Origin of the sequence: Lentzea roselyniae, assembly GCF_039537795.1 — a bacterium.
Taxonomy (GTDB): domain Bacteria; phylum Actinomycetota; class Actinomycetes; order Mycobacteriales; family Pseudonocardiaceae; genus Lentzea; species Lentzea atacamensis.
This window is the reverse complement of sequence record NZ_BAABBE010000010.1, coordinates 220,988-244,119: the sequence shown is the minus strand read 5'-3', so window position 1 is coordinate 244,119 and position 23,132 is coordinate 220,988. Positions and strand designations below refer to the sequence as shown.

The following is a 23,132-nucleotide window of genomic DNA, read 5'->3' as shown; positions in this document are numbered from 1 at the left end:
TACCCGACGCTGTTCGTCAGCACCTGCGTCAGACCGCCCGGCGCGGCCGAAGCAGTCCCGGAAGCAGCCAGAGCTCCCGCCGTTCCTCTATGAAGCGGGCGCGAACGGCACCAGTACGACGGTGATGTTGTCGTGGCCGCCCGCTTCGAGAGCGACCTTCACGAACTCTTCCGGCCCGCATGGCAGCAACGGCTGCAGGTCCTCCGGCTGCGGCCGGTAGTTGTGCAGCCCGTCCGAACACAGCAGGAACACCCCCGGCGAGGTCGGCTGCAGCGTCGCGACCTGCGGAACCACCCGCCCGGCGTCCGCGCCGATCCACCGCGACAGCACGTGCGCGCGACGGTCCGTGCGCGCCTGCTCTTCGGTCAGCACACCCTCCGCGACGAGCTGCGCCGCCCACGTGTCGTCCGTCGTGAGTTGCTTGGAACCCTCGTCGGACAACCAGTACGCGCGCGAGTCACCGACCCACCCGATCGTCGCCGTGGTCTCCGTGACCAGCACCGACACGAACGTGCAGGACGGCGCGACACCCCGGCCACCCGCCTCGAGCGGCTCGTTCTCCACCAGCTGCTCCACCGCGAAGCACGAGGCCGCGACTGCGTCCACCATCGCCTGCTCCGGGTCGGCGGTGTCGATCAACGCGTTCAGCAGCACGTCCACCGCGGCGTCGGCAGCGGCCTGCGACGCCTGCTCGGCGCGCTCGGAGGACGCCACCCCGTCGCAGACGACAGCGGCGACACCCTTGCCCGCGACGTGCCCGAACGCCATCGAGTCCTCGTTGCGCGCCCGCCGCTTGCCACGGTCCGACACACCGGACACCGCACCGAGCGTGTACTCGACCCGGTCACGCGCCGAGGGCTGGTGACGGCCGCACTGGGTGCAGTAGTCCTCGTCATCGATGTCGGGCGAGCCGCACAGGATGCACGAGGCCTGCGCGGGACCGGTCGGCCCGCCGAGCGGCGTGCGGCGGACCAGCAGGTTGCGCCCGCACGCCTCGCAGAACCGGTCTTCCGGCGCTACAGGCGCGAAGCACTCCGGGCACTTCAGGGTGTCCATCAAACCAACGTCCTCGGCCTTACCGCGTTCGCGCGGTCCACCAATGCGATCCGTTCCTCCGGCGTGGCAGCGAACCGGGCCAGCGTGCGGTAGCGCCGCTCGAGACCCAGCCGAAGCTCGTGTTCGGAGAGTGCACAGTCCAGCACCCTGCCCTCGGCGGCCTGATTGCGGGTCACGTAGTCGTACGCCGCCTCCAGCAGCTCCGCCGACAGCTGGGTGTGCGAATGCACGTCGATGTCCAAGGCGTGCAACCGTTCCCCGGCCGCGACGAGGTCGTCCGCGTCGCCGTGACCGAGCTGCGCGCGCACCGCCGCGATCTGCGCCGCGAGATGTTGTGAAGAAGTGTCCGGAACGGACAGCAACACGTCGACCGCTCGCGCCCGGTCACCGCACGCGAGCAGCACGCGCGCCAGGCCGAACGCCGCCGACACGTACGCGTGGTCCGTGCGCCACACGAGCTCGTACCAGCCCGCCGCCGCCTTCAGATCACCCGTGGCCTCCGCGCACACGCCCAGCGCGAGCTTCGGCGCCGCCTCACCCGGCACGGCCGAGCAGACCGCGTCGAAGAACCCCATCGCGTCCTGCGGCCGCTTGTCCGTCAGCGCCGCGAGGCCCCGGTACCAGTCGGGCCGCCAGTCCTCGGGGTCCAGTTCGGACTCGTCGAACAGCGACGGCGTCGTCAACGACTCCAGCTCACGCAGCGCGGCCTCGGTGTCGCCGGACTCGATCAGCACCCGCACGATCCGCAGCCGCACCTCCACGGTGAGCTGCGGTGCCTTGCGCAGGCCCGCGGGATCCGACGTCGTCGCCGTCGCGAGCCACGACGCGGCCGCGTCCGACGTGCTCACGCTCGGCGCCGGCAACGCGCCCGCCACCTCGGCCAGGTCCAGCGCGCCCTCCACGCCGAAGCGGCGCCGTTCCGGGGTGAACTGCCGCGACGGGCCCGGTCGCTGCACGCCGTCCTCGATCGCCAGCACCTCGCGCAGCACACCCGTGAGCTGGTCGGCCATGTCCTCGGCACTCGCGAAACGCAGCTCGGGGTTCGGGTTCGTGGCGCGCAGCAGTAGCCGGTGGAACGACTCGAACCGGCCCAGCAGCGGTTCCTCGTCCACTGTGGGCAGCCGGTCCTTGCAGCGGCCGCGGAAGTCGAACGGGAAGCTCATCACCGCCAGCGCCCGCCCGACGGTGTAGATGTCGGAGTACACCGACGGCCCGATCGTGCCGATCTCCGGCGCCTGGTAGCCGATCGTGCCGTAGATGGGGGAGTGGTGGTCGTCGATGCGCCGCACCGCGCCCAGGTCGATCAGCTTGAGCTGTTCCTCGGTGTGGATCATGTTGTCCGGCTTGAAGTCGCAGTACAACAGCCCCACACCGTGCAGGTAGCCGACCGCCGGCAGGATCTCCAGCACGTACGCGATGGCCTGCGCCAGCGGCAGCGCCTCGTCACCGCGGCCGTCGCGGCGCCGGCGCGTGATCATGTCCTTGATCGACTCGCCGCCGACGTACTCCATCACGATGTAGTCGACGAGGTTGCCGGTCTTGCGGTCCGCGTGCCGGATGAAGTTGTGGATCTTCACGATGTTCGGGTGCTCGACCTCGGCGAGGAACCGCCGCTCGGCCAGCGCCGCCGCCATCGCGTCCGCGTCGCCCGAGTCGAGCAGGCCTTTCAGCACCACCCAGCGGTCGCTCACCGCGTGGTCCAGCGCCAGGTACAGCCACCCGAGACCGCCGTGCGCAAGGCACCCCAGCACCTCGTACTGGTCGTGCAGCACCTCACCCGGTTCGAGCTTCGGCGTGAACGAGTACGCGTGGCCGCACTGCGGGCAGAAGCCCTCCACCCGGCCCGGCTTGCCGTCCTTGCGCCGCCCGACCTTCTTGCCGCACTTCGAGCAGAACCGCTTGGCCTCCGGCACCTCCGGGTTCTCCAGCACCGCGGTCTTCGGATCCCGGTACGGCACCCGCGGCACCTCGACCAGGCCGGCACCCAGCCGGCCACGGCTCATCGACCGCGCGCTGCCCCGGCGCGACCGGCCGGAGTTCGACCGCGAGGCCTCCTGCGACACCGACCAGGGTGCGGTCCCCGGCGCCGTCGCGGGCCCGGTCGCGGGCAGATCCAGTTCCTCACTCATCTCGCGACCCCTCCCTAGTCCCGATAACGAGCGACAGGCGGCACTGGTGCCGGCCCCAGGGTGTTCAGCCACCGCCGGTAGATCCCGCTCCACGTGCCGTCGGCACGCATCCGCTCCAGCACGCCGTTGACGAACCGGACCAGGTCCTCCTGCCCCTTGGGGATGCCCACGCCGTACGGCTCCTCGGTGAACCGCGCCCCCACCACCTCGGTGTACGGGTCCTGCGCCGCGAGCCCCGCGAGGATCGTGTCGTCGGTGGAGATCGCGTCGGTCTGCCCCTGCTGCAGCATCACCAGGCAGTCCGTCCAGTTCGGCACGCTCACCGTCGTCTTCACCCGGTTCACGACGTTGCCCAGCGACGTCGATCCCGACGCCACGCAGACCCTCTTGTCGCCGAGGCTGTCCACGCCGGTGATGCCGGAGTTGCGGCGCACCAGCACTCGCTGCCCCGCCTGGTAGTAGACCGAGGAGAAGTCGACTCGCTCGAGCCGGTCGCAGGTGATCGTCATCGTGCGCACGACGAGGTCGACCTCGGCGCGCTGCAGCATCGGAATCCGCTCGGCCGAGGTGACGACCTTGAACTGCACCTTCTTCTCGTCACCGAAGATCGCCTTCGCGACCTGGCGGGCCACGTCGACGTCGAAGCCCTCGATCTCACCGGTGAACGAGTTGCGGAACCCCATCAGGTACGAGTTCTGGTCCACGCCCGCGATCAGCCGGCCGCGTTTGAGGATCCGGTCCATGTTCGAACCCGCCGGCATCTGCCCCGCCGGTGGCAACGGCCCCGGCCGCAGGCTCGCCGTCGCGTCGCACGACGGCGCCGGACCCGCCGAGCTGCTCGGTGCGGCGGTGACCGTGCTGGCGTCGGCCGGCTGCGGCGCCGGAGCTTCGCGCGGCACGATCTCGCTGGGTGCCGGGCCCGCCGTACACGCGCCGAGCAGCAGGACCGCCGCGAGCGTCAGTGATGTTCTTGAGCGCCTCACCGGTACTCCTTGAGCCGCTGCCACAGTCCCATCGTCGACCCCACCGCGCTGATGACGGCCAGCACCAGCACCCCGACCGCCGTGCCCGCGAGCGACGCCCGCGCCACCGCCACCTCGTCGCTGAACTCCTGCCGCGCCTCGCCGATCGCGCGCACCAGGTCCTGGTCCAGCGAGTCGAAGTACGGGTTGTCGATCAACGCCACCGCGTCGTTGTACTGACCGGCGTCGTCGGCCTCCCTGATCCGCTGGTGGACCTGCTGCCACTGGCGGAAGTGCCGCATCGCCTGGTCGATCGCCTCGGTGTTCTCGAGCGCCTTCGCGTGGTCCAGCAGACCCTCCAGCCGCTCGGAGACGTCGACGAAGTTCTTCTCGTACGCCTGACCCGCACCCCGCGCGACCAGCGTCAGCGTCTCGTCACCGCGTGCGGTCAGCGTCGCGATCCGCGCCTGCGCCAGCACGTCGACCTTCTGCGACGCCGTGCGGGAGTCCCCGACGTCGTTCATCACCAGCACCGACACCGTGGTGACCCACAGCAGCGACAGCACCGCCGCCGCCGTCGCCACCAGCAGGCCCACGTTGAGCAGCCGGTTCGTCTTGTGGGTCAGATAGCGCTGCGTGAGCACCAGCGCGACCACGAACGCCAGCGCCACCCCGACCGAACCCCACGGGAAGTTCGCCTCGTCCTGCGCGCGGGCCACCCGGTCCGTCTCCGCCCGGTACAGCTCCTGCGCCGCCGGCAACAGCTGCGTGCGCATCAGCCCCGACGCCTCGCGCAGGTACGCCGCGCCCACCGGGAAACCCTGCCGGTTGTTCGTCCGCGCCGTCTCGATCAGTCCCGTGTAGACCGGCAGCTGGGCGGCCAGTGTCGCGGTCAGGTCGGGGGAGGAGGCCGTCGCCACCGACAGCGCCGCCTGCGCCTGCGCGATGTCCGCCTCGTAGCGTTCGCGCAGCTGAGGAGGTTCCAGCCCACCGGACAGGAACGCGCTCGCCGCTGTCGCGTCGGCGTCCTGCAACGACCGGTAGACCTCCTGCGCCGCGTGCGCGAGCGGTTCCGACTGCGTCGCCAGGTCGTCGAGCGCCCGCTCCTGCCGGCTCACGCTCCACGTCGTCAGCCACCCGCTCGCCAGACTCGCCAGCACCAGCACCACGACGATCAGGCTCAGCCGCCCCGGTGTCGACCGCGCGAGACCGGTGACCCGGCGCACCAGCGCCTGCCGCGGCTGCGAGTCGATCACCACGAGCGGGCCTCCCTGTGGCGGAGCTGTGCACGCGCCCTGGTGATCGTCACCACTGCGCGTGGCGTAACTGTAGGCAGTTGAGGGACACCGCGTGGGAATTACCCACTCATCCCGCGAGGTGTCATCAGGCCGTAACTACCCGATCAAGCTCACCGCTCACGCACGCGTGCAGCCAGGGGCCACCGATCAGGCCCGCGCGGCGATCAGCAGCGCCACTCCGTCGAGGATCATCTCCAGCCCGAACTCGAACGAGTGCTCCGGGCTGAACGCGCTCTGGTGCGCCTCCCCGACAGCGCCGCCGACCCGTGCCGCGACGGGGTAGCGGGCCGGGTCGAACACCGTCATCAGGAACGGAGCCGCCGCGTCCCACCACTGCTGGTCGGTCAGCCCCGTCTCCTTCTCGGTCACCGCCGACGCCGTCAGCCCGCGCGCCGAGTTCTGCACGTGCCCGAGGACCAGGTTGAGCACCGAGTCCATCTCCACGTCGGACAGGCCGATGCCGTCCAGGCCGCGCAGCTCGAAGTCGTACTTCGCCGCCACCTGCGGGCCCAGCACCGTGCGTGACGGCGCCACCTGCAGCAACCACGGATGCCGCCGGTACAACGCCAGGTTCTCCCGCGCGACGTAGGTGAGGTGCGCACGCCACCCGTCGGCGGTCTCGCGCCCGGTCGCCGCCTGGACCGTGTCGACCATGACGTCGATCAGCTCGCCCTTGCCGGGGACGTAGGTGTAGAGCGACATCGTCCCCACGCCCAGCGACTCGGCCACGCGGCGCATCGACAGCGCCTTGAGCCCGTCGGCGTCGGCCAGCGCGATGCCCGCCTGCACGATGCGGTCCACGTTCAGGTCCGGCTTGCCCTTGCGGCTCGTGCGCTCCTGGGTGCGCCACAGCAACGCCAGCGTCCGTGCCGGGTCACCGCTGCCCGTGTGTTCGATCACGAACGTGACCCTACCGTACCGTATGGTGTACGGTACATAGTATGTTCGCGCCTGCCGACCCGCCAAGACTCGGACAGTTCGACGGAAAACCCCTGCTCGAAGCTTTGCCTGACGCGCTGAACGACGACGGTTACTGGGGAGTGGCCACCGCTACCGCGCTCAACCTCATCGCCCGCGGCCGGATCGTGCCCAGCGTGACCGGCGCCGGCCACGACACCTGGCGGATCGGACCCCTCGACCACGCCGACGAACTGCACCTGCGGCAGCTCGCGGCGCACGGCGACTACGACGAGCTGCGCCAGTTCCTCGACGCCGTCGCCGACGTGCTGCCGCGCACCGGAGCTGGACCGTTCGCCGGCGTCGAACCCCGCGAGGTGCCCGAGCTCAAGACGTGGGCGGACGAGCAGATCAAGCTCTCGTTGCGCATCGAGACGACGGACGACCTGCGGTTCCGCGCGATCGTGCAGGTCCGCGGCATCACCGACCCCTACCCGCGGGACGTGCGCGGCTCCGGCCGCGAGCTCGACGCCATCCGCGCGATCGGCCGCGCCACCTGGCCACCGCTGCAACGACTCCTCGACCAGGCCGAGCTCACCGACGACGAGGTCGCCGAGCTCACCGACGACGAGGTCGCCGAGCTCCTCGGCACCGACATCGAGGTCCACTGGCCCAAGAACCTCACCACCTCGCTGTCCGCGAAGGCCGTCATCGGCGAGCCGAGCGGCAAGTTCACGGCAGACGACCTGCTCACGTTCAACTGGCAGCTGGCACTCGGCGGCTCGGCCCTGACCGACGCCGAGATGGACGTCATCGCCGAAGCCAGCCGCCCGGTCGTCCGGCTGCGCGACCAGTGGGTGCTCGTCGACCCGAAGCTCCGGCAGAAGGCACGCCGGCAGCTCGCCCCCATCACCGCCGTCCAGGCCGTCACCGCCGCCCTCACCGGCACCGCGGTCATCGACGGCGAACACGTCGACGTCGCCCCGCACAGCCTCACCACCGCGATCACCACCATCCCCGAGATCGAGGCACCCGCAGAACTCCGGGCGACACTGCGCGACTACCAGCTCCACGGCCTTCGCTGGCTCGCCCACATGACCGGCCTCGGCCTGGGCGCCTGCCTCGCCGACGACATGGGCCTCGGCAAGACCATCACGCTCATCGCCCTGCACCTGCACCGCCGCCACGAGAAGCCGACCCTGGTCGTCTGCCCGGCCTCACTGCTCGGCAACTGGGAACGCGAGATCCACCGGTTCGCTCCGGGAACCCCCGTCACCCGCTACCACGGTCCACAACGGGCGCTCGCCGACACCGGCGTCGTGCTCACCACCTACGGCACCATGCGCCTGGACGCCGAGGCACTGCGCAACCACAGCTGGGGCATGGTCGTCGCCGACGAGGCCCAGCACGTCAAGAACCCGCACTCCGGCACCGCCAAAGCACTGCGCTCGATCCCCGCCGCCGCCCGCGTCGCGTTGTCCGGCACCCCGGTCGAGAACTCGCTGTCCGAGCTGTGGTCCATCCTGGACTGGACGACACCGGGCCTGCTCGGCACGCACCGCGCGTTCCGCACCCGCTGGCCAGAACCCGACGACACCCTCGCCAAGGTCGTCAAACCGTTCCTGCTGCGCCGCCGCAAGTCCGACCCCGGCGTCGCCCCGGAACTGCCCGCGAAGACCGAGACCGACCTGCCCGTCTCGCTCACCGCCGAGCAGGCCGCCCTGTACGAGGCGCTGACCAGGGAGATCCTCGATCAGATCGCGGGCAGCGACGGCATGGCCCGGCGCGGTCTCGTGCTCAAGCTGCTGACCGGTCTCAAGCAGATCTGCAACCACCCGTCGCACTACCTCGGCCACTCCACGTTGCAGGGCACGTCCGGCAAGCTCGACCTGCTCGACGAACTGCTCGGCACGATCGTCGCCGAGGAAGGCTCGGTGCTGATCTTCACCCAGTACGTCGGCATGGCCCGCCTGCTCGAACAGCACATCAAGCAGCCCACGCGCTTCCTGCACGGCGGCACCCCCGTGCCCCGGCGCGAGCAGATGGTCGACGACTTCCAGCAGGGCCGCGCCCCGGTCTTCCTGCTGTCGCTCAAGGCCGCAGGCACCGGGCTCAACCTCACCAGGGCCGACCACGTGATCCACTTCGACCGCTGGTGGAACCCCGCGGTCGAGGACCAGGCCACCGACCGCGCCTACCGCATCGGCCAGACCAGGCCGGTCCAGGTCCACAAGCTCGTCACCGAGGGCACCGTCGAGGAACGCATCGCCGCGCTGCTGCAGGACAAGCGCGACCTCGCCGACGCCGTCCTGCACGGGGGAGAGGCCGCCTTCACCGAACTGACCGACGCGGAACTCGCCGAACTCGTCCAGCTCAGGAGCCTCTAGATGACCGCACGCGGATTCGCCGCGTTCCCCAAGGTGAAACGCCGCGTCGCCACCACCTGGTGGGGCAAGGCCTGGGTCAAGGCACTGGAGGACACCGCCCTCGACACTACCCTGCTGCGCCTGGGCCGCCGCTACGCCCACGCCGGCGTCGTCGGCCCGATCACCGTCAGCCCCGGCCGCCTGCACGCCCAGGTGCACGACGACGACACGGTCTACAGCACCACGGTCCTCGTGCCCGAGCTGACGGAAGTCCAATGGGGACGGTTCCTCGACCGCGTCGCCGAACACGCCGGGCACATCGCCGCCCTGCTGGACAACGACATGCCGCGCGATCTCGTCGCGGCCGCAGAAGAGTCCGGTGTGGACCTGCTGCCCGGCATCGGCGACCTCGAACCCGACTGCGACTGCGAGGGCTGGGAGCTGCCGTGCCGGCACGCCGCCGCGCTCGCGTTCCAGGTCGGCTGGCTGCTCGACGCGGACCCGTTCGTGCTGCTGCTGTTGAAGGGCAAGCCGGAGCAGGAACTCCTCGACGCGCTCAAGCAACGGGTCGCGGGGCCCGTCGGGACCAGAACATCTGTGGTGGTTTCGCGCGACGTCGCAGGTCAGCTGCCCGCGAAACCCGGCCTTCCGGCCACCACACCTGTGGTGCTCGCGGTCGAGCCGCCGCCGGGGTACGACGCTGCGGAACTGACGGCGCTGATGGAGATCGCGGCGAAGCGGGCACGCGCGCTGCTGCGGTCCGGCACTCTGGATGAGTGATCAGCGAGAAGCAGAAGATGATGAACGGGCAGCTGTACAAGGACTCCGACCCCGAACTGGTCGCCGAACGCCGTCGCGCACAGCAGCTTGTGGACGAGTTCAACGCCACCCGCGACGACGCCGTCATCAAGGAGCTCCTGGGGTCCATCGGCGAGGGCTCGTGGGTCATGCCGCGGTTCCAGTGCGACTACGGCTACCAGATCCACCTGGGCTCCAACAGCTTCCTCAACTACGACGCCATCCTGATGGACTGTGCCACGATCACCATCGGTGATGACGTCTCCATCGGCCCGCGCGCGCAGCTGCTCACCGCGCTCCACCCGATCGAGGACCACGAAGCCCGCCGTCAGCGCTTCGAGACCGCCGCGCCGATCACCATCGGGAACAACGTGTGGCTCGGCGGGGGCGTCATCGTCTGCGCGGGCGTGACCATCGGCGACAACGCGGTGATCGGCGCGGGCAGCGTCGTCACCCGCGACATCCCTCCGCGCGTGCTCGCCGTTGGCAACCCGTGCAAGGTGATCCGTGACCTTTGAGCGGGCGATCGAGCACGTCACAGCACGCTCGCGCGGCGGTCCGCTGCCACGCGAGCTGCGCGTGACGCTCAACTTCCACCCCGGCCGCGGTGTGCTCGAAGCCCTGGCTCGCGACGGCGTCTACCGCTCCCAGTTCGAGACCGGCACCAGCAACGGCGGCCTCACCGCCCACCCCGGCGGTGCCCGCTGGGACTGGGAGAGCCGTCTGTTCGGTGGCGCCTACGACACCGCGAACCCCGCCGACCGCCCCAAGTACGGCGCGCTCAACCACCGCCGGCTGCCCTGCGGCGGCGCGCCCAGGTTCGGCTCGGCGCACCTGCGGCTGAAGGAGGACGTCCTCGACCGCACGACCTTCTGCTACCCGGACAGCGTCTTCGAGCCCGTCCACTTCGGCACCGCGCAACGGTTCGCGCTGATCGAACTGGCCGACGCCGACGACCGCGGCCCGCTCGACGACTACATCGAGGCCCACGTCCACGGCCCCGTCACGCTCGACGACGTGGAAGCCCTCGTGCTGGACCCGAGCTTCACCGGCGACATCGGCCTGCCGTGCCCGGTCGAACGGCACGACGGCTTCCGGCTGTCCACAGAGGAGCTCCAGCGCAACGCGGACTTCCGCACCCCGGAGTCCGTCGCACTGGGACTGGAGATCGCCGAGGACGGGTTCGTCGACCCGCGCATCCTCGAGAACGCCGACGCGCCACCACAGGTCGTCAAACACCTGTGGCACCACCTCGCCCGGTTCGGTTACGCAGGCCGCCGGTAGATCGTCGATCCGCACGTCCGTGAACGCGAGCCCGGCCACGACCGCCGGGACACCGGATGCCCAAGACATGACGTCCGGGCCCCCGGCCACGTTCATCAGCTCAGGTAGAGCGACGCCAGCTGCCGCACCACCGCGGTGACCTGGTCGCGCAGCTCGTCCGGCGCCAGCACCTCCACGTCGCCGCCCATCCGCAGCAACATGCCCGTCGCGTGCCCGACCGACTCGATGGGGATCGTCACCCGCACCCACCCGTCGTCGTCCACAGCGGACTCCTCGGCCGCCCGCGCCACCGCCGGCAGCACGTTCGACGAGAGCGACTCGAAGCCGCGCGGCGACAACCGGATCACCGCCTCCCCGGTGTACTGGCGGGCCTGGAAGTCCTCCAGCGACGCCGTCCAGTGCGCGGCGAGATCGAACCCGGCGGGCCGCTCGAACGACTCGTCGAGCACGGAGGCCGCCTGGATCTGCGACACCCGGTAGGTGGAGATCCGCGACGAACCCTGAGCCACCAGGTACCAGCGGCCGGCCTTCAGGACCAGCCCCAACGGCCGCAGCACGCGCGTCACCTCCTCCGGTGCCTGCCACCGCCGGTAGGAGACCTCCAGCAGCCGTGAGCGCCATACCGCGTCGGCCACGAGCTCCAGGAACGGCGAGCGCTCCGGGTCGTAGTACCAGGCAGGCGCGTCGAGGTGGAACCGCTCCGCCATGTGGGACGCGCGGTCGCGCATGGGCGACGGCAGCGCCGCCATCAGCTTGAGCTGCGCCGCCGACACCGCGTCACCGAGACCCAGCTCGGCGGCCGGCCCCGGCAGCCCCGCCAGGAACAGCGACTCCGCCTCCTGCTCGGTCAGCCCCGTCAGCCGGGTGCGATAGCCGTCGAGGAGCTGGTAGCCGCCGGCCGGACCCGCGTCGCCGTAGAGCGGCACCCCGGCCGCGTGCAGCGACTCCACGTCCCGGTAGATCGTACGGACCGACACCTCCAGCTCGTCGGCCAACGCCTGCGCGGTCATCCGCCCCTTCGTCTGCAGCAGCAGCAACAACGACACCAACCGGCTCGCACGCACGCGGAACACACTGCCACAAGGTGTCAGTGATAGCTCATATGTTCGACCCATGGCTTTCTACGAGAAGGAGCTGGCGGTCAAGGAACCGCTGGTCATCGCGGGCAGGCACGTCAAGCGCTACGAGGTCGTCACTCCCGGCCTCGAGATCACCGACGACATCCGCGCGGCCGCCTACGCGTTCCTGCCCAAGATCTACCCGGACTTCGACGACCCGACCCCGCCCGCCACGGTCACCGTGCTGCACCGCAGTGCCGCGGGCATGTACCTCAACGCCTACAACTGGGTCTGGGACAACGTCCTGCACTGCCGCACCGCGGTGTCCGGCGACCAGCCGTTCCTCGGCTCGACCGACCCCGACCTCACACACTTCAGCGTCATCCCGAAGGACCTCATCGGCTGCGTGTGGGAGCTGCCGCCGTTGTCGCACGAACGCACCGCGTGGGTGCGGCACGTGCTGGACCCCGACAAGCCCGACTTCGAGTCGTACCTGCTGGACACGATGGCCGAGGGACTGGTGGGCAGATGAGGGACTGGCAGGGGGCGCCGTCCCGCTGAAATCGGGTGGACGGCGGCGTTAGGTTCGCAGGCATGACCACTCCGGAAACCGTTGTGCGCGTGCTGGCCGAACCGTCGAGACTGCGGGCGTTCGCCGCCGTCGTCCTCGGTGCGGGAACCCTGGCCGACGTCGCCGCCGCGTCCGGGCTGTCGGTCAAGGACGCCGGCACCGCACTGCGCAAGCTCCGCGAGGCCGGGCTGGTCGAGGGGGACCCGGCCCGGCCTGCCGACCTGAAGCCGCTGGCCGCGACGCTCACCGAGCCGATGCCCGCCGACGGGCTGGCGCCGTTCGTGCGCGGCGACAGGCTGATCTCGCTGCCGGTCGCGCACGACCGCCGCCGCAAGATCCTCGAGCACATCGCGTCCAAGGCGTTCGTGCCGCAGACGTACTACGAGGAGAACGAGATCAACGAGCGGCTGCAGGCGTGGTGCGAGGGCGGGGAGATCGACCACGTCACCATCCGCCGCTACCTCGTGGATCTCGGGCTGCTGGAGCGCGGCGGAGGCCTCTACCAGGCTCAACCCCTGCCGATGTAGGGCATGGTCGTGGCCATCACGGTCATGAACTGCACGTTCGCGTTGAGCGGCAGCTTAGCCTGGTACAGCACCGCGTCGGCCACGTGCTGCACGTCGAACGTCGGCTCCGGCCTGGTCTCGAAGTTCGCCTGCAGCACGCCCTGGCCCATCCGCTCGGTCAGCGCCGTCGCGGCGTTGCCGATGTCGATCTGCCCGCACGCGATGTTGTGCGCGCGGCCCTCCAGCGACAGCGACTTGGTCAGCCCGGTCATCGCGTGCTTGGTCGCGTTGTACGCCACCGCGTGCGGGCGCGGCACCGTCGCCGAGATCGAGCCGTTGTTGATGATCCGGCCACCGCCGCCGGTCTTCATCACCCTGAACGCCTCGCGGGCGCACAGGAACGCGCCGGTCAGGTTCACACCGACGACCTTCTCCCACGCGCTGAGGCTGAAGTCCTCGATCGGCGTGGCGCGGACGTTCGTGCCCGCGTTGTTGAACAGCACGTCCACGCGTCCCCACCGCTCGACCACGGCCGCGAACAACGCGACGACCGAGTCCTCACGCGACACATCGGTCGGTACAACCAGGGCGGTCTCGGCGAAACCCTCGGCGGTCTCGTGCAGCGCGTCCTCGCGCCGCCCGGCCAACGCCACCTGGAATCCCGCAGCCAGCAGGGTTCGCGCCGCAGCACGACCCACGCCGGAACCCGCTCCCGTCACAACCGCGACCGCCATCGGTGATCTCCCCTCGATCCAGTGATTGTGGTCAGTGTCCCGTGTGGAGTAATTACCTTGCGTGGAGTGTGAAGAGGACAGCTGCCTGCTGTGTGGCGGCACGGGGACCATGTCGTGGCAGCAACCCGTTCCGGGGCCGGAAGGGCTTGTGCTGCACGAGATGTCGCACCCGTGCCCCCGTGGCTGTTCGGGGTGGTGGAAGCTTCCGAACGGTGACCGCGGAGGCGTCGTCGCAGGGAATGTCGCACGTGCCAACGAGATTCCGGCGGGACCGTCCACCACGGCCTGATCACCGAGCGTGAACAGTGGGGGTCACCCATTATTGTCGGGACGGTCCCTGCTTGGCGGCTGCGTCCACTCGGAGTAGAGGCGGACACTGTTGTTCTGTGAAGGAGTGCAGCCGTTGCCTTGGTTCTGGGCTCAACGAGGACCGGACCGCCTGCCGGGTCTGCGGTGGGATCGGTCAGGTCCCCGACCGGTAGCCGAGGCTATTTCTTCGTCATCAGGGTCGGGCCGAGGATCCGGCGGGCGATCCGCCGTGTCAGCGACTTCGGCTGGCGTGCGGGCGCCGGCCTGGGCGCCGGGGGAGCCTCCACAGGAGTGGTGGCGGGGATGGTTGCCGCTTCCGGTTCCTTGGTCGTCGTGATCTTCGCGAACACCTGGGTCTCCGGCTCAACACTGCCGGGCTGCTGCTCGATCGGCACGCGAAGATCTTGCCATCGCGGTTCCGCGCGCCTTCCGTGAGGGGTTACGCCCTGGTACGGCGTGACCCACGTCACGCAGCACACTGTGCGGTGACGGCCCCAGGCGGAGTGTGATGACTGAGACGACCGAGCGTGCGGACGTGGGGCCGCCGCCGGACGCGCAACTGTGGGAACAGATCGCCCGAGGTGACCACGCCGCGTTCACCGAGCTCTTCGAACGCCACGCCGAGGCCGTGTGGAACTACGCCTACCGGCTTACCGCCTCCTGGTCGCAGGCGGAGGACCTGCTCTCGGCGACCTTCCTGACGGCCTGGCGCAAGCGCGGCGAGGCCCAGCTGGTGCGCGACTCCGCCCTGCCCTGGCTCTACACCGTGACGGCGAACCGCGTCCGCACCGAGTGGCGCGCGTCCCGCAGAGCGGTGCGGCTGGTCGCGAGGCTCGCCCCGCAGCACGAGCGCGACCACGCCGACGAGGTCGCCGCCCGCACCGACGCCCAGCGCCGCCTCGCCCTGGTGGTGGCTGCCATCGCGAAGCTGCCGCCGGCCGAGCGGGAGATCGCCCAGCTGTGCCTGCTCGGCGACGTCTCGACCGCCGACGCCGCCACGCTCCTCGGCATCGCCGAGTCGAGCGTCCGCGCCCGCGTCTCCCGCACCCGTGCCCACCTGCGCGAGCTGACCTCGGAGGACACGCCGTGATCGACCAGCTGCCCGAGAACCGCACCCTGCCCGACGACGTCCGGATGCGCGCCCGCCGGCGCCTCTCCGAGGGCATGGCTCCCGGCGCCCGCGCCGGCAGGCCGACCCTGATCGCCGCCGGCGTCAGCCTCCTGGCCGCGGGCGCGGTCTTCGCCTCGCAGGCACTGCTCGGCGGCAACGCCGAGGTCGCCGGTCCGCCCTCCTACCCCAACAACGGCCAGCTGGTCGGCAAGGACCGCGCGGTGATCAACCACGTCGAACGCGGCAGGGTCGACCCGGACGTCCTGTCACGGTGCGTGGCCGCCGCCAAGGCCCACCCGCCTGTTTCGGCGTGGCAGACCATCGCCACCAGCCACAAGGCCGGCACCGTCCTCACCGCCTTCCGCGGCCCGACCGGCGTGTTCTTCTGCGCGAACACCGTCACCACGACCACGATCTCCAACCCGGACCCCCTCCAGCTCGAAGAGGGCCGCCGCAAGGTGAGGATCCTGTTCACCACGCCCAGCGGCACCATGGCGGGGCTGGTCTCGCCGGACGTGAAGTTGCTCAGCCTCGCCCGCATCGGCGACCGGGGCACCGACAACACCGGGCCCGCGCTGGTCGACGGGCTCTTCCTCGCCCCGAGCGGCTTCACCAAGGCCGAGAACGGCACGCAGGCGCTGGCCAACGGCGAGCACTTCGCCGTGCGGGGCGTCCCGAAACCGACCGCGTCCGTCGTCGACCGGCCGCTGCCACCCGCGGACCGCAGCACACCCGAGGCGCTCAAGCTCGCCGAGTGCATGCGCGACCGGCCGATCCCGGACGCCGCCCAGTTCGCCCACACCCTCACCGTCCGGCTCAGCGCCACCAGCACCGTCCGGCTCGGCCGGTTCGGCGACCTGCTGCTCTACTGCATGGACCAGCGCAAACCGGTGAACGGCAGGGTGCTCGACCGCGACGACCTGGACGAGGTCCGCGGCGAGACCATCGCCTCGGTCGGCGCCTTCTACGACTTCGCACCGGAGACGCTGCTGGAAGACGGGGAGGTGGACCACCTGGTGAGCAACACCTCCGCGGCCACCGGCCTGATCACCGATCCGCGCGTCGCGTCGATCACCTACACCCGGCCCGGCACGGCCGACCTGCCGGCCTCGATCGGCAACGGCACGTTCGTCCTCGTCGCGCCGCTGATCGACCGGCACCCCGACGCACGTGTCGTCGTGCGCGACGCGGCCGGCACGGTGCTGGAGACGATCAAGCCCGGGGACGTGCCGTAAACGGATGGACAGCGGCGTCAGGATCTCGGTTGTGGAGACCGAACGCCTGACGCTGCGCCCGCTGGTGCCCGACGACCTGCCGGAACTGCGGAGGCTGCACGGCGATCCCGAGGTGATGCGGTTCCTCGACCAGGACAAGCCGGAGGACGTGCTCGCCGACGACTGCTTCCGCGCGGCGATCGAGAAGTCCAGCGGCCGGTTCGTCGGCTGGTTCGAGTTCCTGGAGACCGGCGACGGCACGGCCGAGCTCGGCTACCGGCTGCACCGCGGGTTCTGGGGTCTCGGGTACGCCACCGAGGGCGGGAAAGCCCTGATCGAGCGCGGTTTCACGACCGGCGGGGTGCAGCGGGTCGTCGCCACCACGATGTTCGTCAACGCCGGATCGCGCCGCGTGATGGAGAAGTGCGGGCTGCGGCACGTGCGCACGTTCCACCTCGACTGGGACGAACCGCTGACCGGTAGTGAGCACGGTGAGGTCGAGTACGCGTTGACCAGGGAGGAATGGCTGGCGGCCAAGAACCGTTCGAATTGGTGAACGTTAGGGGGAACGAACATGTGGCAGACCGATCTGGTCGATCTGGACGCGTACTTCGCACGCACGGGAGCGTCTTCGTCGAGTTCTCTGAAGGAATTGCATGAGGCGCACGTACGCGCCATCCCGTTCGAGAACATCGACGTGATGCTCGGTCGCGTGCCGTCATTGGACCTGGCCGACATCCAGGCCAAGCTCGTGGGCCGTCGCCGCGGCGGCTACTGCTACGAACACCAGCTGCTGTTCACCGCGGTGCTGGAACGTCTCGGGTACACGGTCGCGCGGCGGATGAGCCGGGTGATGACCGGGCCGCGCACGCACTTCATGTCGATCGTGGACAACCACCTCGTCGACGTCGGCTTCGGCGCCGGGATGCTGCACCCGATGCCGCTGGTCGACGGCGCGGTAGTGGACCAGGCCGGGTGGCCGCACCGGTTGCGGCGCGTCGGCCGGCGCTGGGTGCTGGAGAAGCAGTCAGCGGACGGCTGGCAGCTGCAGCACGCGTTCGAGGACGACGTCGAGCAGCAGCCCATCGACTACACGATGGCCAACTACTACGTCGCCACGCACGAGCGGTCGCCGTTCAGCCGCCAGCTGGTCGTCATGCGGCTCGCACCGGGTCTGAGCCGCCGTCTGGTCGGCTCCACGCTCACGATTGAACACGCGGGAGCGGAACCTGAGAATTCTCAGGTTGAAAACCTCGCGGAAACGCTGGAATCGCTGGACATCTCGCTTACCGAGAGGGAGCTGAGTCACATCGGCGCAATTCCGGGAACACCGGTGGGTGCGCGTTCGTAGTACTGAACATAAGGGGATCGCATATCGGAGGTGTTGCACATGACCACCGCGACTCCGTTCACCGCAGGAGCCACCAACGCCGCAGGCGTCAACGCTCTGCCCACCCCGCCCACGGGCTGGCCGATCGGTTCCTACGCGACCTACGAAGAGGCGCAGCGAGCTGTCGACCACCTGGCTGACAACGACTTCCCGGTCGCCGACGTCACGATCGTCGGCGTCGAGCCGATGATCGTCGAACGCGTCACCGGTCGCCTGACCTGGGGCCGCGTCCTCGGCGCGGGTGCCGCGTCGGGTGCCTGGTTCGGTCTGTTCGTCGGTCTGCTGCTGGGTCTGTTCTCGACCGGCGGCGCTCTCGCCCCGATCGTCACGGGTCTGGTCGTCGGTACCGTCTTCGGTCTGGCCGGTGCCGCGATCCGCTACTCGGCCCAGCGCGGCCGCCGCGACTTCGCGTCGACCACGCAGCTGGTGGCGGGCCGCTACGACGTCCTGAGCCACCCGCGCAACGCCGAGCGCGGCAAGGAAATGCTGACCACCCTGGCCTGGCGGTCATGAGCCGCTGACGGACCTGCCGGTTCAAGAGGAGAGGAAACGCCGTCCCTTCCAGGGGCGGCGTTTCTGCATACTTGCCCCCGTGACTGGGGGAAGTGTGCGCGAGCTGGTGACGACGCACTGGTGGCGGACGGTGCCGGTGGTCGCGGCGGTGATCATCACCGCCTGGGGCGACGTCTCGATGTTGGCCGTCCTTCCGACGCTGGTGTGGTGCGTGGCGCTGGCCCGCACCCGGCGAGGTGATGCGCGCACACCTCACGTCTCGGGGCTTCACCCCGGCTAGCCCGCTCGTTGCTGAGCGGATGTGCCGGCACACGGGCGTTTTTGTGCCGTATGTGGTGTGCGCTGAGCTGCGCGACAGGGCGCCGGGCAGCGTGCGAGTCACCTGGTACGTCGAGTGACTGGCGCACGCCGCCGGAGCCGAAAGCGGTCGGCAGGAAGCCGAAGGTGAGCGTCGACCAGATCGTCGCCGCGGCGATCGCGGTGGCCGACCGCGAAGGGCTCGGCGCGATGTCGATGGCCCGCGTCGCACAGGAACTGTCGGTCGGCACGATGTCGCTCTACACGCACGTGCCCGGCAAGGCCGAGCTCATCGACCTGATGGCCGACACCGTGCTGCAGGAACGCGATCTCACGCCCGACGGCACGTGGCGTGAACGCATCAAGCACTACGCCGACCGCACACGCGCGGTCTACCAGGCACACCCGTGGATGCGTGACGTGTCGATGGTGCGCCCGCCGCTCGGGCCGGGGCTGATGGACGGCCAGGAGTTCGTGCTCGCGGCGCTGGCCGACTCCGGTCTGGAGCCGCGGCAGGTGACCATCGCGCACGTGGCGGTCGAGGGGTTCGTCCACGGCGCGGCCGCGTCCGAAGTGGACGATCGGCAGCTGGAGGTCGTGACCGGCGAGTCCGGTGACTCGTGGTGGGGCTCGCGACAACTGTTCTGGGACGACTACTTCGACGTCGAGCGCTACCCGACCATGACGAGCCTGTGGAACGCCGGCGCCTACGACATCGAGGGCACGCTCGCGGACAGCGTGCGGAAATCGTTCGACTACGGGCTGGAGAAGCTGCTGGACGGAATCGAAGGGGGCATGCGATGACGATCCTGGTGACCGGCGCGACGGGCCACGTCGGCCGGTTGGTGGTGCGAGGACTGACGGGCCACGTGCGGGCGGTGACGCGCAATCCCGCCAAGGCGAACTTCCCGGACGGCGTGGAGGTGGTGAAAGCCGACCTCGACGACCCGGACAGCCTCCCGTTCGACGGCGTGGACAAGCTCTACCTGTTCGTGCACCCGCCGACCGCGCAGGAAGTGGTCGACCGCGCGGTGAAGGCAGGCGTGCGCAGGATCGTGACGCTGTCGTCGGGTGCGGTGACCTACGGCTACGACACCAGCCACCACCTGCCGGTCGAGCAGGCCGTCGAGGCGTCCGGCCTCGAGTGGACCCACCTGCGGCCCGGCGAGTTCGCGACCAACAAGATCGATCTGTGGGGCCCCTCGATCCGCACGGACGGCACGATCGTGCACCCCGACCCGGACGCGTTCGGCCAGCCGATCCACGAGGCCGACATCGCCGAGGTGGCGGTCAAGGCCCTGCTGGAGGACGGCCACGCGGGCAAGGCCTACAACCTGTCCGGCCCACCGCAGCTCACCCAGCGGGACATGGCGGCGGCACTCGGCGAGGCGCTCGGCCGCGAGCTGCGGTTCGTCGACGTCACGGCAGAGGAGGCGCTCGCCTACTACATGAGCGTCGGCTGGGAGGAGGAGATCGCCCGCTACATCCTCGGGCTCGGCGGCTACGAGGGTGGCGAGCCGGACGACTTCAGCGACTACGAGTTCGTGGTGTCGCAGGACTTCGAGGCGGTGACCGGCAAGCCGTACCGGACGTTCGCGCAGTGGGCGCGTGATCACGTCGCCGACTTCACCGCAGAATGACCGGGTGAAGCTGATCGCGACCGACCTCGACGGCACGCTGCTGCGCGACGACCGGACCGTCTCGCGCCGCACGCTCGACGCGTTGCGCACCGCCACCGAGTCGGGCGCCGAGGTCGTGTTCGTGACGGCACGGCCGCCGCGGTTCGTCGACGCCCTCACGACAGGTCTGGTGGGCACGGCGATCTGCAGCAACGGCGCGATCGTCTACGACATCGGCGAACGGCAGGTCGTCAGCTCCCGTCCGCTGGCGGTGGCCGCCGCCCGCAAGGTGGCGGCCACGCTGCGGGAGGCGGTGCCGTCGGTCGGTTTCGGCGTCGAGACCGGCCACCACGTCAGGTACGAGCCGTCCTACGTGCTGCGCATGCCCGAGGACGCCGCCGCCGAGCAGCCGGTCGCGGTGCTCGACGACCTGTGGGCGGTGCCGTTCGTGAAGCTGCTGGCGCACTCGGCCGAACACAGCGCGGACTTCATGGTCGCCGCGGCCGAAACCGTCGCCGGCGGCGAAGCGCAGTTCACCCACTCCGGCGGCCACGGCCTGCTGGAGGTCAGCGCGCTCGGCGTGGGCAAGGCCGCTGCGCTGGCCGCTCTGTGCGCCGAGCGGGGCATCGACGCCGCTGACGTCGTGGCGTTCGGCGACATGCCCAACGACCTGTCGATCCTGCGCTGGGCCGGCCTCGGGTACGCCATGGCCAACGCACACGAGGCCGTGCTCGCCGCCGCGGACCGTCGCACGCTCACCAACGAGGAGGACGGCGTGGCCGTCGCACTCGAAGATCTGTTCAGCCGCTGATCACCCGGTCGATTTCGGCACCTCCCGTTCGACGTCTCTGCAAGGGGAGAGAGAACGAGGAGGTCCGGTGCGGTTCATGGTGTTCGTCAGGAGCCCGAAACCGTTGGCGGCGCTGCACACCGACACCCTGCTGCGCGCGGGCGTCCTGCTCGACGCGGGCGACCTGGTGCCCCACGCGTTCGGGGTGTCCGGGTACTGGCTCATCGACGTCAGGAGCTGGGAGGAGGCCGTGGAACGCGTCCGGCGCATCCCCCTTCCGGCGTGCGTCGTGGAAATACGGGAGTTGCCTGTGGTCTGATGCCCCCATGGGGGCTACCACCTCGGTGCACCGCACCATCGACGCGGTCTGGCGGATGGAGTCGGCGAAGGTCATCGCGGCGCTCGCCCGGTACGTGCGCGACGTGGGCCTCGCCGAGGAGATGGCCCAGGACGCCCTGGTCGCGGCGCTGGAGCAGTGGCCGGCCGAAGGCGTGCCGAAAAACCCGGGCGCGTGGCTCATGACCACGGCCAAGCGGCGCGCGATCGACCAGATCCGGCGGCGGGAGAACTTCAACCGCAAGGTCGAGGAGATCGGGCGCGAGGTCCAGGAGGTCACGCCGGACGCCAGCGAGGGCATCGAGGACGAGATCGGCGACGACCTGCTGAGCCTCATCTTCACCGCCTGCCACCCCGTGCTGGGCACCGAGGCGCGGGTGGCGCTGACGTTGAAGATGCTGGGCGGCCTCAAGACCGAGGAGATCGCCCGCGCGTTCCTGGTCAGCGACTCGACCGTGGCCCAGCGCATCGTCCGCGCCAAGAAGGCCCTGGCCGACGCCGGTGTGCCGTTCGAGGTCCCCGAAGGCCCCGAACTGGCGACGCGGCTCGCGTCCGTCCTCGAGGTGATCTACCTGATCTTCAACGAGGGCTACTCCGCCACCCAGGGCGACCACTGGATGCGCCCCGAACTCTGCGCGGAGGCGCTGCGGCTCGGCCGCGTGCTCGCCGAACTGGCACCGAAGGAAGCCGAGGTCCACGGCCTGGTCGCGCTGATGGAGATCCAGGCCTCCCGCGCCAAGGCCCGCACCGGCCCCGGTGGTGAGCCCGTGCTGCTGCTCGACCAGGACCGCAGCAAGTGGGACTGGCTGCTCATCGGCCGCGGTCTCAAGGCCCTCGAACGGGCCGAGGGGCTCAACCAGCCGCCCGGCCCCTACTACGTGCAGGCCGCTCTAGCCGCGTGTCACGCCCGCGCGCGCAAGGCCGAGGACACCGACTGGCAGCGCATCGCCTCGCTCTACCAGGTGCTCGCGAGGATCTCGCCGTCACCGATCGTCGAGCTCAACCGCGCGGTGGCGTTGTCGATGGCCTTCGGTCCCGCCGACGGTCTCGCCCTGGTGGACGAGATCGCCGGCGAGAAGGCGTTGCAGGGCTACCACCTGCTGCCCAGCGTCCGCGGCGACTTCCTGGTCAAGCTCGGCCGGTTGAAAGAGGCGAAGGCCGAGTTCGAGAAGGCCGCCTCGCTCACCCGCAACGAACGCGAGAAGACGCTGCTGCTCGAACGGGCCGCCGCCTGCGACTAGGTGAGGGCGAGCTTCACGCCGAGCGCCGCGAACGAGGCGGCGAAGCACCGCCGCAGCCACACCATCACCCGCGGCCGGGACAGGACCTGGTCGCGCATCGACGCGGCGAAGAGCCCGTACACGACGAAGCCCGCGAACGTCATCGCCATGAACACCGCGCTCAGCTGCACCATCTGCGCCGGTGTGGTGGCGAACTGCGGCAGGAACGCCACGAAGAAGATCGTCAGCTTGGGGTTCAGCACGTTGAGCAGCACGGCGTTGACGATGATCTTCGTCGCCGACGCCCGCGGCGCGTCGGCGGAGACCACGAGCTCGCTCTTGTCCCGCAACGTGCTCCACGCCAGGAACACCAGGTACGCGACCCCGAGGTACTTCACGATCTCGAACGCCAGCGCGCTCGCGTGCAGCAGCGCGGCCAGCCCGGTGACAGTGGCGACCACCTGCGGCACGATTCCCAGCGTGCAGCCGAACGCGGCGATCACGCTCGCGCGCCGGCCGTGGGCCAGACCGGCGGACAACGTGTACAGCACACCGGTGCCGGGTGTGGCGACCGCGATCAAGGTCGTGATCAGGAATGCGAGACTCATGTCGATCACTGTGCCGCTCAAGCGGTCCAGAAAGCAGAGCCAAATCTTGTTTCTCAAAATGGACCA

27 protein-coding genes are annotated in these 23,132 nt (G+C 70.0%); 18 read left to right on the top strand and 9 right to left on the bottom strand.

All coding sequences use genetic code 11. The features are described from left to right. Positions 1 to 87 precede the first annotated feature (87 nt). From ABFX45_RS20315 to ABFX45_RS20305, 3 genes are read right to left on the bottom strand one after another with little or no spacing between them, the layout of a single operon-like run. Positions 88 to 1,056, bottom strand: coding sequence for a PP2C family protein-serine/threonine phosphatase (locus tag ABFX45_RS20315; protein WP_109637036.1), 969 nt, complete (start codon positions 1,054 to 1,056; stop codon positions 88 to 90). Next, positions 1,056 to 3,185 carry a serine/threonine-protein kinase gene (locus ABFX45_RS20310; protein WP_346131659.1) on the bottom strand — a complete coding sequence of 710 codons (2,130 nt, stop codon included), beginning with the start codon at positions 3,183 to 3,185 and terminating at the stop codon, positions 1,056 to 1,058. The genes ABFX45_RS20315 and ABFX45_RS20310 overlap by 1 nt, the downstream gene beginning before the upstream one ends. Positions 3,186 to 3,199: 14 nt before the next feature. Continuing rightward, entirely contained in the window at positions 3,200 to 3,928 is a 729-nt protein-coding gene (locus ABFX45_RS20305) for a glutamate ABC transporter substrate-binding protein (RefSeq protein WP_346131658.1), read from the bottom strand. Between ABFX45_RS20305 and ABFX45_RS20300 the strand changes: the two genes are divergently transcribed. Next, entirely contained in the window at positions 3,927 to 4,181 is a 255-nt protein-coding gene (locus ABFX45_RS20300; protein WP_325049604.1) for a hypothetical protein, read from the top strand. The two genes, ABFX45_RS20305 and ABFX45_RS20300, sit on opposite strands and share 2 nt — an antisense overlap. Here ABFX45_RS20300 and ABFX45_RS20295 read toward each other — a convergent pair. Together ABFX45_RS20295 and ABFX45_RS20290 are read right to left on the bottom strand one after the other, a co-directional pair. Next, on the bottom strand, positions 4,165 to 5,406 hold the full coding sequence (locus tag ABFX45_RS20295) for a hypothetical protein (RefSeq protein WP_346131657.1): 1,242 nt from the start codon (positions 5,404 to 5,406) through the stop codon (positions 4,165 to 4,167). The genes ABFX45_RS20300 and ABFX45_RS20295 overlap by 17 nt on opposite strands. 186 nt (positions 5,407 to 5,592) lie before the next feature. Continuing rightward, entirely contained in the window at positions 5,593 to 6,345 is a 753-nt protein-coding gene (locus tag ABFX45_RS20290; RefSeq protein ID WP_346131656.1) for a TetR/AcrR family transcriptional regulator, read from the bottom strand. Positions 6,346 to 6,386: 41 nt separating this feature from the next. On the opposite strand from ABFX45_RS20290, the gene ABFX45_RS20285 reads away from it, so the two are divergent. From ABFX45_RS20285 to ABFX45_RS20270, 4 genes are read left to right on the top strand one after another with little or no spacing between them, the layout of a single operon-like run. Further along, positions 6,387 to 8,729 (top strand): DEAD/DEAH box helicase, encoded by a 2,343-nt coding sequence (locus tag ABFX45_RS20285; protein ID WP_346131655.1) that lies wholly within the window; start codon positions 6,387 to 6,389, stop codon positions 8,727 to 8,729. Then, complete coding sequence (locus tag ABFX45_RS20280; RefSeq protein ID WP_346131654.1) at positions 8,730 to 9,488, top strand: SWIM zinc finger family protein; 759 nt, start codon at positions 8,730 to 8,732, stop codon at positions 9,486 to 9,488. A 17-nt stretch (positions 9,489 to 9,505) separates the two neighbouring features. Beyond that, positions 9,506 to 10,024 (top strand): sugar O-acetyltransferase, encoded by a 519-nt coding sequence (locus ABFX45_RS20275; RefSeq protein ID WP_428834174.1) that lies wholly within the window; start codon positions 9,506 to 9,508, stop codon positions 10,022 to 10,024. After that, a complete protein-coding gene (locus ABFX45_RS20270) occupies positions 10,014 to 10,790 on the top strand; it encodes a DUF3626 domain-containing protein (RefSeq protein ID WP_346131652.1) in 777 nt (258 codons plus the stop codon). The genes ABFX45_RS20275 and ABFX45_RS20270 overlap by 11 nt, the downstream gene beginning before the upstream one ends. A 95-nt stretch (positions 10,791 to 10,885) precedes the next feature. Here the strand turns inward: ABFX45_RS20270 and ABFX45_RS20265 are convergent, their stop codons facing one another. Further along, complete coding sequence (locus ABFX45_RS20265) at positions 10,886 to 11,854, bottom strand: helix-turn-helix transcriptional regulator (protein ID WP_346131651.1); 969 nt, start codon at positions 11,852 to 11,854, stop codon at positions 10,886 to 10,888. Positions 11,855 to 11,903: 49 nt separating this feature from the next. Here ABFX45_RS20265 and ABFX45_RS20260 point away from each other — a divergent pair, with 49 nt between their 5' ends. Together ABFX45_RS20260 and ABFX45_RS20255 are read left to right on the top strand one after the other, a co-directional pair. Then, entirely contained in the window at positions 11,904 to 12,380 is a 477-nt protein-coding gene (locus tag ABFX45_RS20260) for a hypothetical protein (RefSeq protein WP_346131650.1), read from the top strand. Positions 12,381 to 12,442: 62 nt separating this feature from the next. Continuing rightward, positions 12,443 to 12,946 carry a DUF2087 domain-containing protein gene (locus ABFX45_RS20255; protein ID WP_109637030.1) on the top strand — a complete coding sequence of 168 codons (504 nt, stop codon included), beginning with the start codon at positions 12,443 to 12,445 and terminating at the stop codon, positions 12,944 to 12,946. On the opposite strand, the gene ABFX45_RS20250 is transcribed toward ABFX45_RS20255, so the two are convergent. Beyond that, positions 12,928 to 13,659: an SDR family oxidoreductase gene (locus ABFX45_RS20250; RefSeq protein WP_346131649.1), complete on the bottom strand. Its 732-nt coding sequence runs from the start codon at positions 13,657 to 13,659 to the stop codon at positions 12,928 to 12,930. The genes ABFX45_RS20255 and ABFX45_RS20250 overlap by 19 nt on opposite strands. 488 nt (positions 13,660 to 14,147) lie before the next feature. After that, positions 14,148 to 14,363, bottom strand: a complete 216-nt coding sequence (locus ABFX45_RS20245) for a hypothetical protein (protein WP_109637028.1) — start codon at positions 14,361 to 14,363, stop codon at positions 14,148 to 14,150. Positions 14,364 to 14,476: 113 nt separating this feature from the next. Between ABFX45_RS20245 and ABFX45_RS20240 the strand changes: the two genes are divergently transcribed. The 11 genes from ABFX45_RS20240 to ABFX45_RS20190 all read left to right on the top strand — a co-directional run bounded on the left by ABFX45_RS20240 (position 14,477) and on the right by ABFX45_RS20190 (position 22,479). Then, a complete protein-coding gene (locus ABFX45_RS20240; RefSeq protein WP_346131648.1) occupies positions 14,477 to 15,058 on the top strand; it encodes an RNA polymerase sigma factor in 582 nt (193 codons plus the stop codon). After that, a complete protein-coding gene (locus ABFX45_RS20235; RefSeq protein WP_346131647.1) occupies positions 15,055 to 16,314 on the top strand; it encodes a hypothetical protein in 1,260 nt (419 codons plus the stop codon). The genes ABFX45_RS20240 and ABFX45_RS20235 overlap by 4 nt, the downstream gene beginning before the upstream one ends. 4 nt (positions 16,315 to 16,318) lie before the next feature. Beyond that, positions 16,319 to 16,849: a GNAT family N-acetyltransferase gene (locus ABFX45_RS20230; RefSeq protein ID WP_346131646.1), complete on the top strand. Its 531-nt coding sequence runs from the start codon at positions 16,319 to 16,321 to the stop codon at positions 16,847 to 16,849. An 18-nt stretch (positions 16,850 to 16,867) separates the two neighbouring features. After that, positions 16,868 to 17,644: an arylamine N-acetyltransferase family protein gene (locus tag ABFX45_RS20225; RefSeq protein WP_346131645.1), complete on the top strand. Its 777-nt coding sequence runs from the start codon at positions 16,868 to 16,870 to the stop codon at positions 17,642 to 17,644. Between the two features lie 39 nt (positions 17,645 to 17,683). After that, positions 17,684 to 18,196, top strand: a complete 513-nt coding sequence (locus ABFX45_RS20220) for a YflT domain-containing protein (protein ID WP_109637023.1) — start codon at positions 17,684 to 17,686, stop codon at positions 18,194 to 18,196. Between the two features lie 79 nt (positions 18,197 to 18,275). Beyond that, on the top strand, positions 18,276 to 18,476 hold the full coding sequence (locus ABFX45_RS20215) for a hypothetical protein (protein ID WP_346131644.1): 201 nt from the start codon (positions 18,276 to 18,278) through the stop codon (positions 18,474 to 18,476). A gap of 164 nt (positions 18,477 to 18,640) precedes the next feature. Then, positions 18,641 to 19,297, top strand: a complete 657-nt coding sequence (locus ABFX45_RS20210) for a TetR/AcrR family transcriptional regulator C-terminal domain-containing protein (RefSeq protein WP_346131643.1) — start codon at positions 18,641 to 18,643, stop codon at positions 19,295 to 19,297. Next, positions 19,294 to 20,133, top strand: coding sequence for an NAD(P)H-binding protein (locus ABFX45_RS20205; RefSeq protein WP_109637020.1), 840 nt, complete (start codon positions 19,294 to 19,296; stop codon positions 20,131 to 20,133). Before ABFX45_RS20210 ends, ABFX45_RS20205 begins: the two co-directional genes overlap by 4 nt. A gap of 4 nt (positions 20,134 to 20,137) precedes the next feature. Next, a complete protein-coding gene (locus tag ABFX45_RS20200) occupies positions 20,138 to 20,923 on the top strand; it encodes an HAD family hydrolase (protein WP_346131642.1) in 786 nt (261 codons plus the stop codon). Between the two features lie 67 nt (positions 20,924 to 20,990). After that, a complete protein-coding gene (locus tag ABFX45_RS20195) occupies positions 20,991 to 21,221 on the top strand; it encodes a YciI family protein (protein ID WP_109637019.1) in 231 nt (76 codons plus the stop codon). A gap of 7 nt (positions 21,222 to 21,228) precedes the next feature. Continuing rightward, positions 21,229 to 22,479: an RNA polymerase sigma factor gene (locus ABFX45_RS20190; RefSeq protein ID WP_346131641.1), complete on the top strand. Its 1,251-nt coding sequence runs from the start codon at positions 21,229 to 21,231 to the stop codon at positions 22,477 to 22,479. Here ABFX45_RS20190 and ABFX45_RS20185 read toward each other — a convergent pair. Next, the gene (locus ABFX45_RS20185) at positions 22,476 to 23,066 is read right to left on the bottom strand and encodes a LysE family translocator (RefSeq protein ID WP_109637117.1); all 591 of its coding nucleotides are present in this window, start codon (positions 23,064 to 23,066) and stop codon (positions 22,476 to 22,478) included. The two genes, ABFX45_RS20190 and ABFX45_RS20185, sit on opposite strands and share 4 nt — an antisense overlap. Positions 23,067 to 23,132 lie beyond the last annotated feature (66 nt).

Bases quoted from the DNA above. Each gene is read 5' to 3' on its own strand.
- ABFX45_RS20315 (WP_109637036.1), bottom strand. From the start codon at position 1,056: ATGGACACCCTGAAGTGCCCGGAGTGCTTCGCGCCTGTAGCGCCGGAA.
- ABFX45_RS20310 (WP_346131659.1), bottom strand. From the start codon at position 3,185: ATGAGTGAGGAACTGGATCTGCCCGCGACCGGGCCCGCGACGGCGCCG.
- ABFX45_RS20300 (WP_325049604.1), top strand. From the start codon at position 3,927: ATGTTCGAACCCGCCGGCATCTGCCCCGCCGGTGGCAACGGCCCCGGC.
- ABFX45_RS20305 (WP_346131658.1), bottom strand. From the start codon at position 3,928: ATGGACCGGATCCTCAAACGCGGCCGGCTGATCGCGGGCGTGGACCAG.
- ABFX45_RS20285 (WP_346131655.1), top strand. From the start codon at position 6,387: ATGTTCGCGCCTGCCGACCCGCCAAGACTCGGACAGTTCGACGGAAAA.
- ABFX45_RS20280 (WP_346131654.1), top strand. From the start codon at position 8,730: ATGACCGCACGCGGATTCGCCGCGTTCCCCAAGGTGAAACGCCGCGTC.
- ABFX45_RS20275 (WP_428834174.1), top strand. From the start codon at position 9,506: ATGATGAACGGGCAGCTGTACAAGGACTCCGACCCCGAACTGGTCGCC.
- ABFX45_RS20260 (WP_346131650.1), top strand. From the start codon at position 11,904: ATGGCTTTCTACGAGAAGGAGCTGGCGGTCAAGGAACCGCTGGTCATC.
- ABFX45_RS20255 (WP_109637030.1), top strand. From the start codon at position 12,443: ATGACCACTCCGGAAACCGTTGTGCGCGTGCTGGCCGAACCGTCGAGA.
- ABFX45_RS20250 (WP_346131649.1), bottom strand. From the start codon at position 13,659: ATGGCGGTCGCGGTTGTGACGGGAGCGGGTTCCGGCGTGGGTCGTGCT.
- ABFX45_RS20240 (WP_346131648.1), top strand. From the start codon at position 14,477: ATGACTGAGACGACCGAGCGTGCGGACGTGGGGCCGCCGCCGGACGCG.
- ABFX45_RS20230 (WP_346131646.1), top strand. From the start codon at position 16,319: ATGGACAGCGGCGTCAGGATCTCGGTTGTGGAGACCGAACGCCTGACG.
- ABFX45_RS20225 (WP_346131645.1), top strand. From the start codon at position 16,868: ATGTGGCAGACCGATCTGGTCGATCTGGACGCGTACTTCGCACGCACG.
- ABFX45_RS20220 (WP_109637023.1), top strand. From the start codon at position 17,684: ATGACCACCGCGACTCCGTTCACCGCAGGAGCCACCAACGCCGCAGGC.
- ABFX45_RS20205 (WP_109637020.1), top strand. From the start codon at position 19,294: ATGACGATCCTGGTGACCGGCGCGACGGGCCACGTCGGCCGGTTGGTG.
- ABFX45_RS20190 (WP_346131641.1), top strand. From the start codon at position 21,229: ATGGGGGCTACCACCTCGGTGCACCGCACCATCGACGCGGTCTGGCGG.
- ABFX45_RS20185 (WP_109637117.1), bottom strand. From the start codon at position 23,066: ATGAGTCTCGCATTCCTGATCACGACCTTGATCGCGGTCGCCACACCC.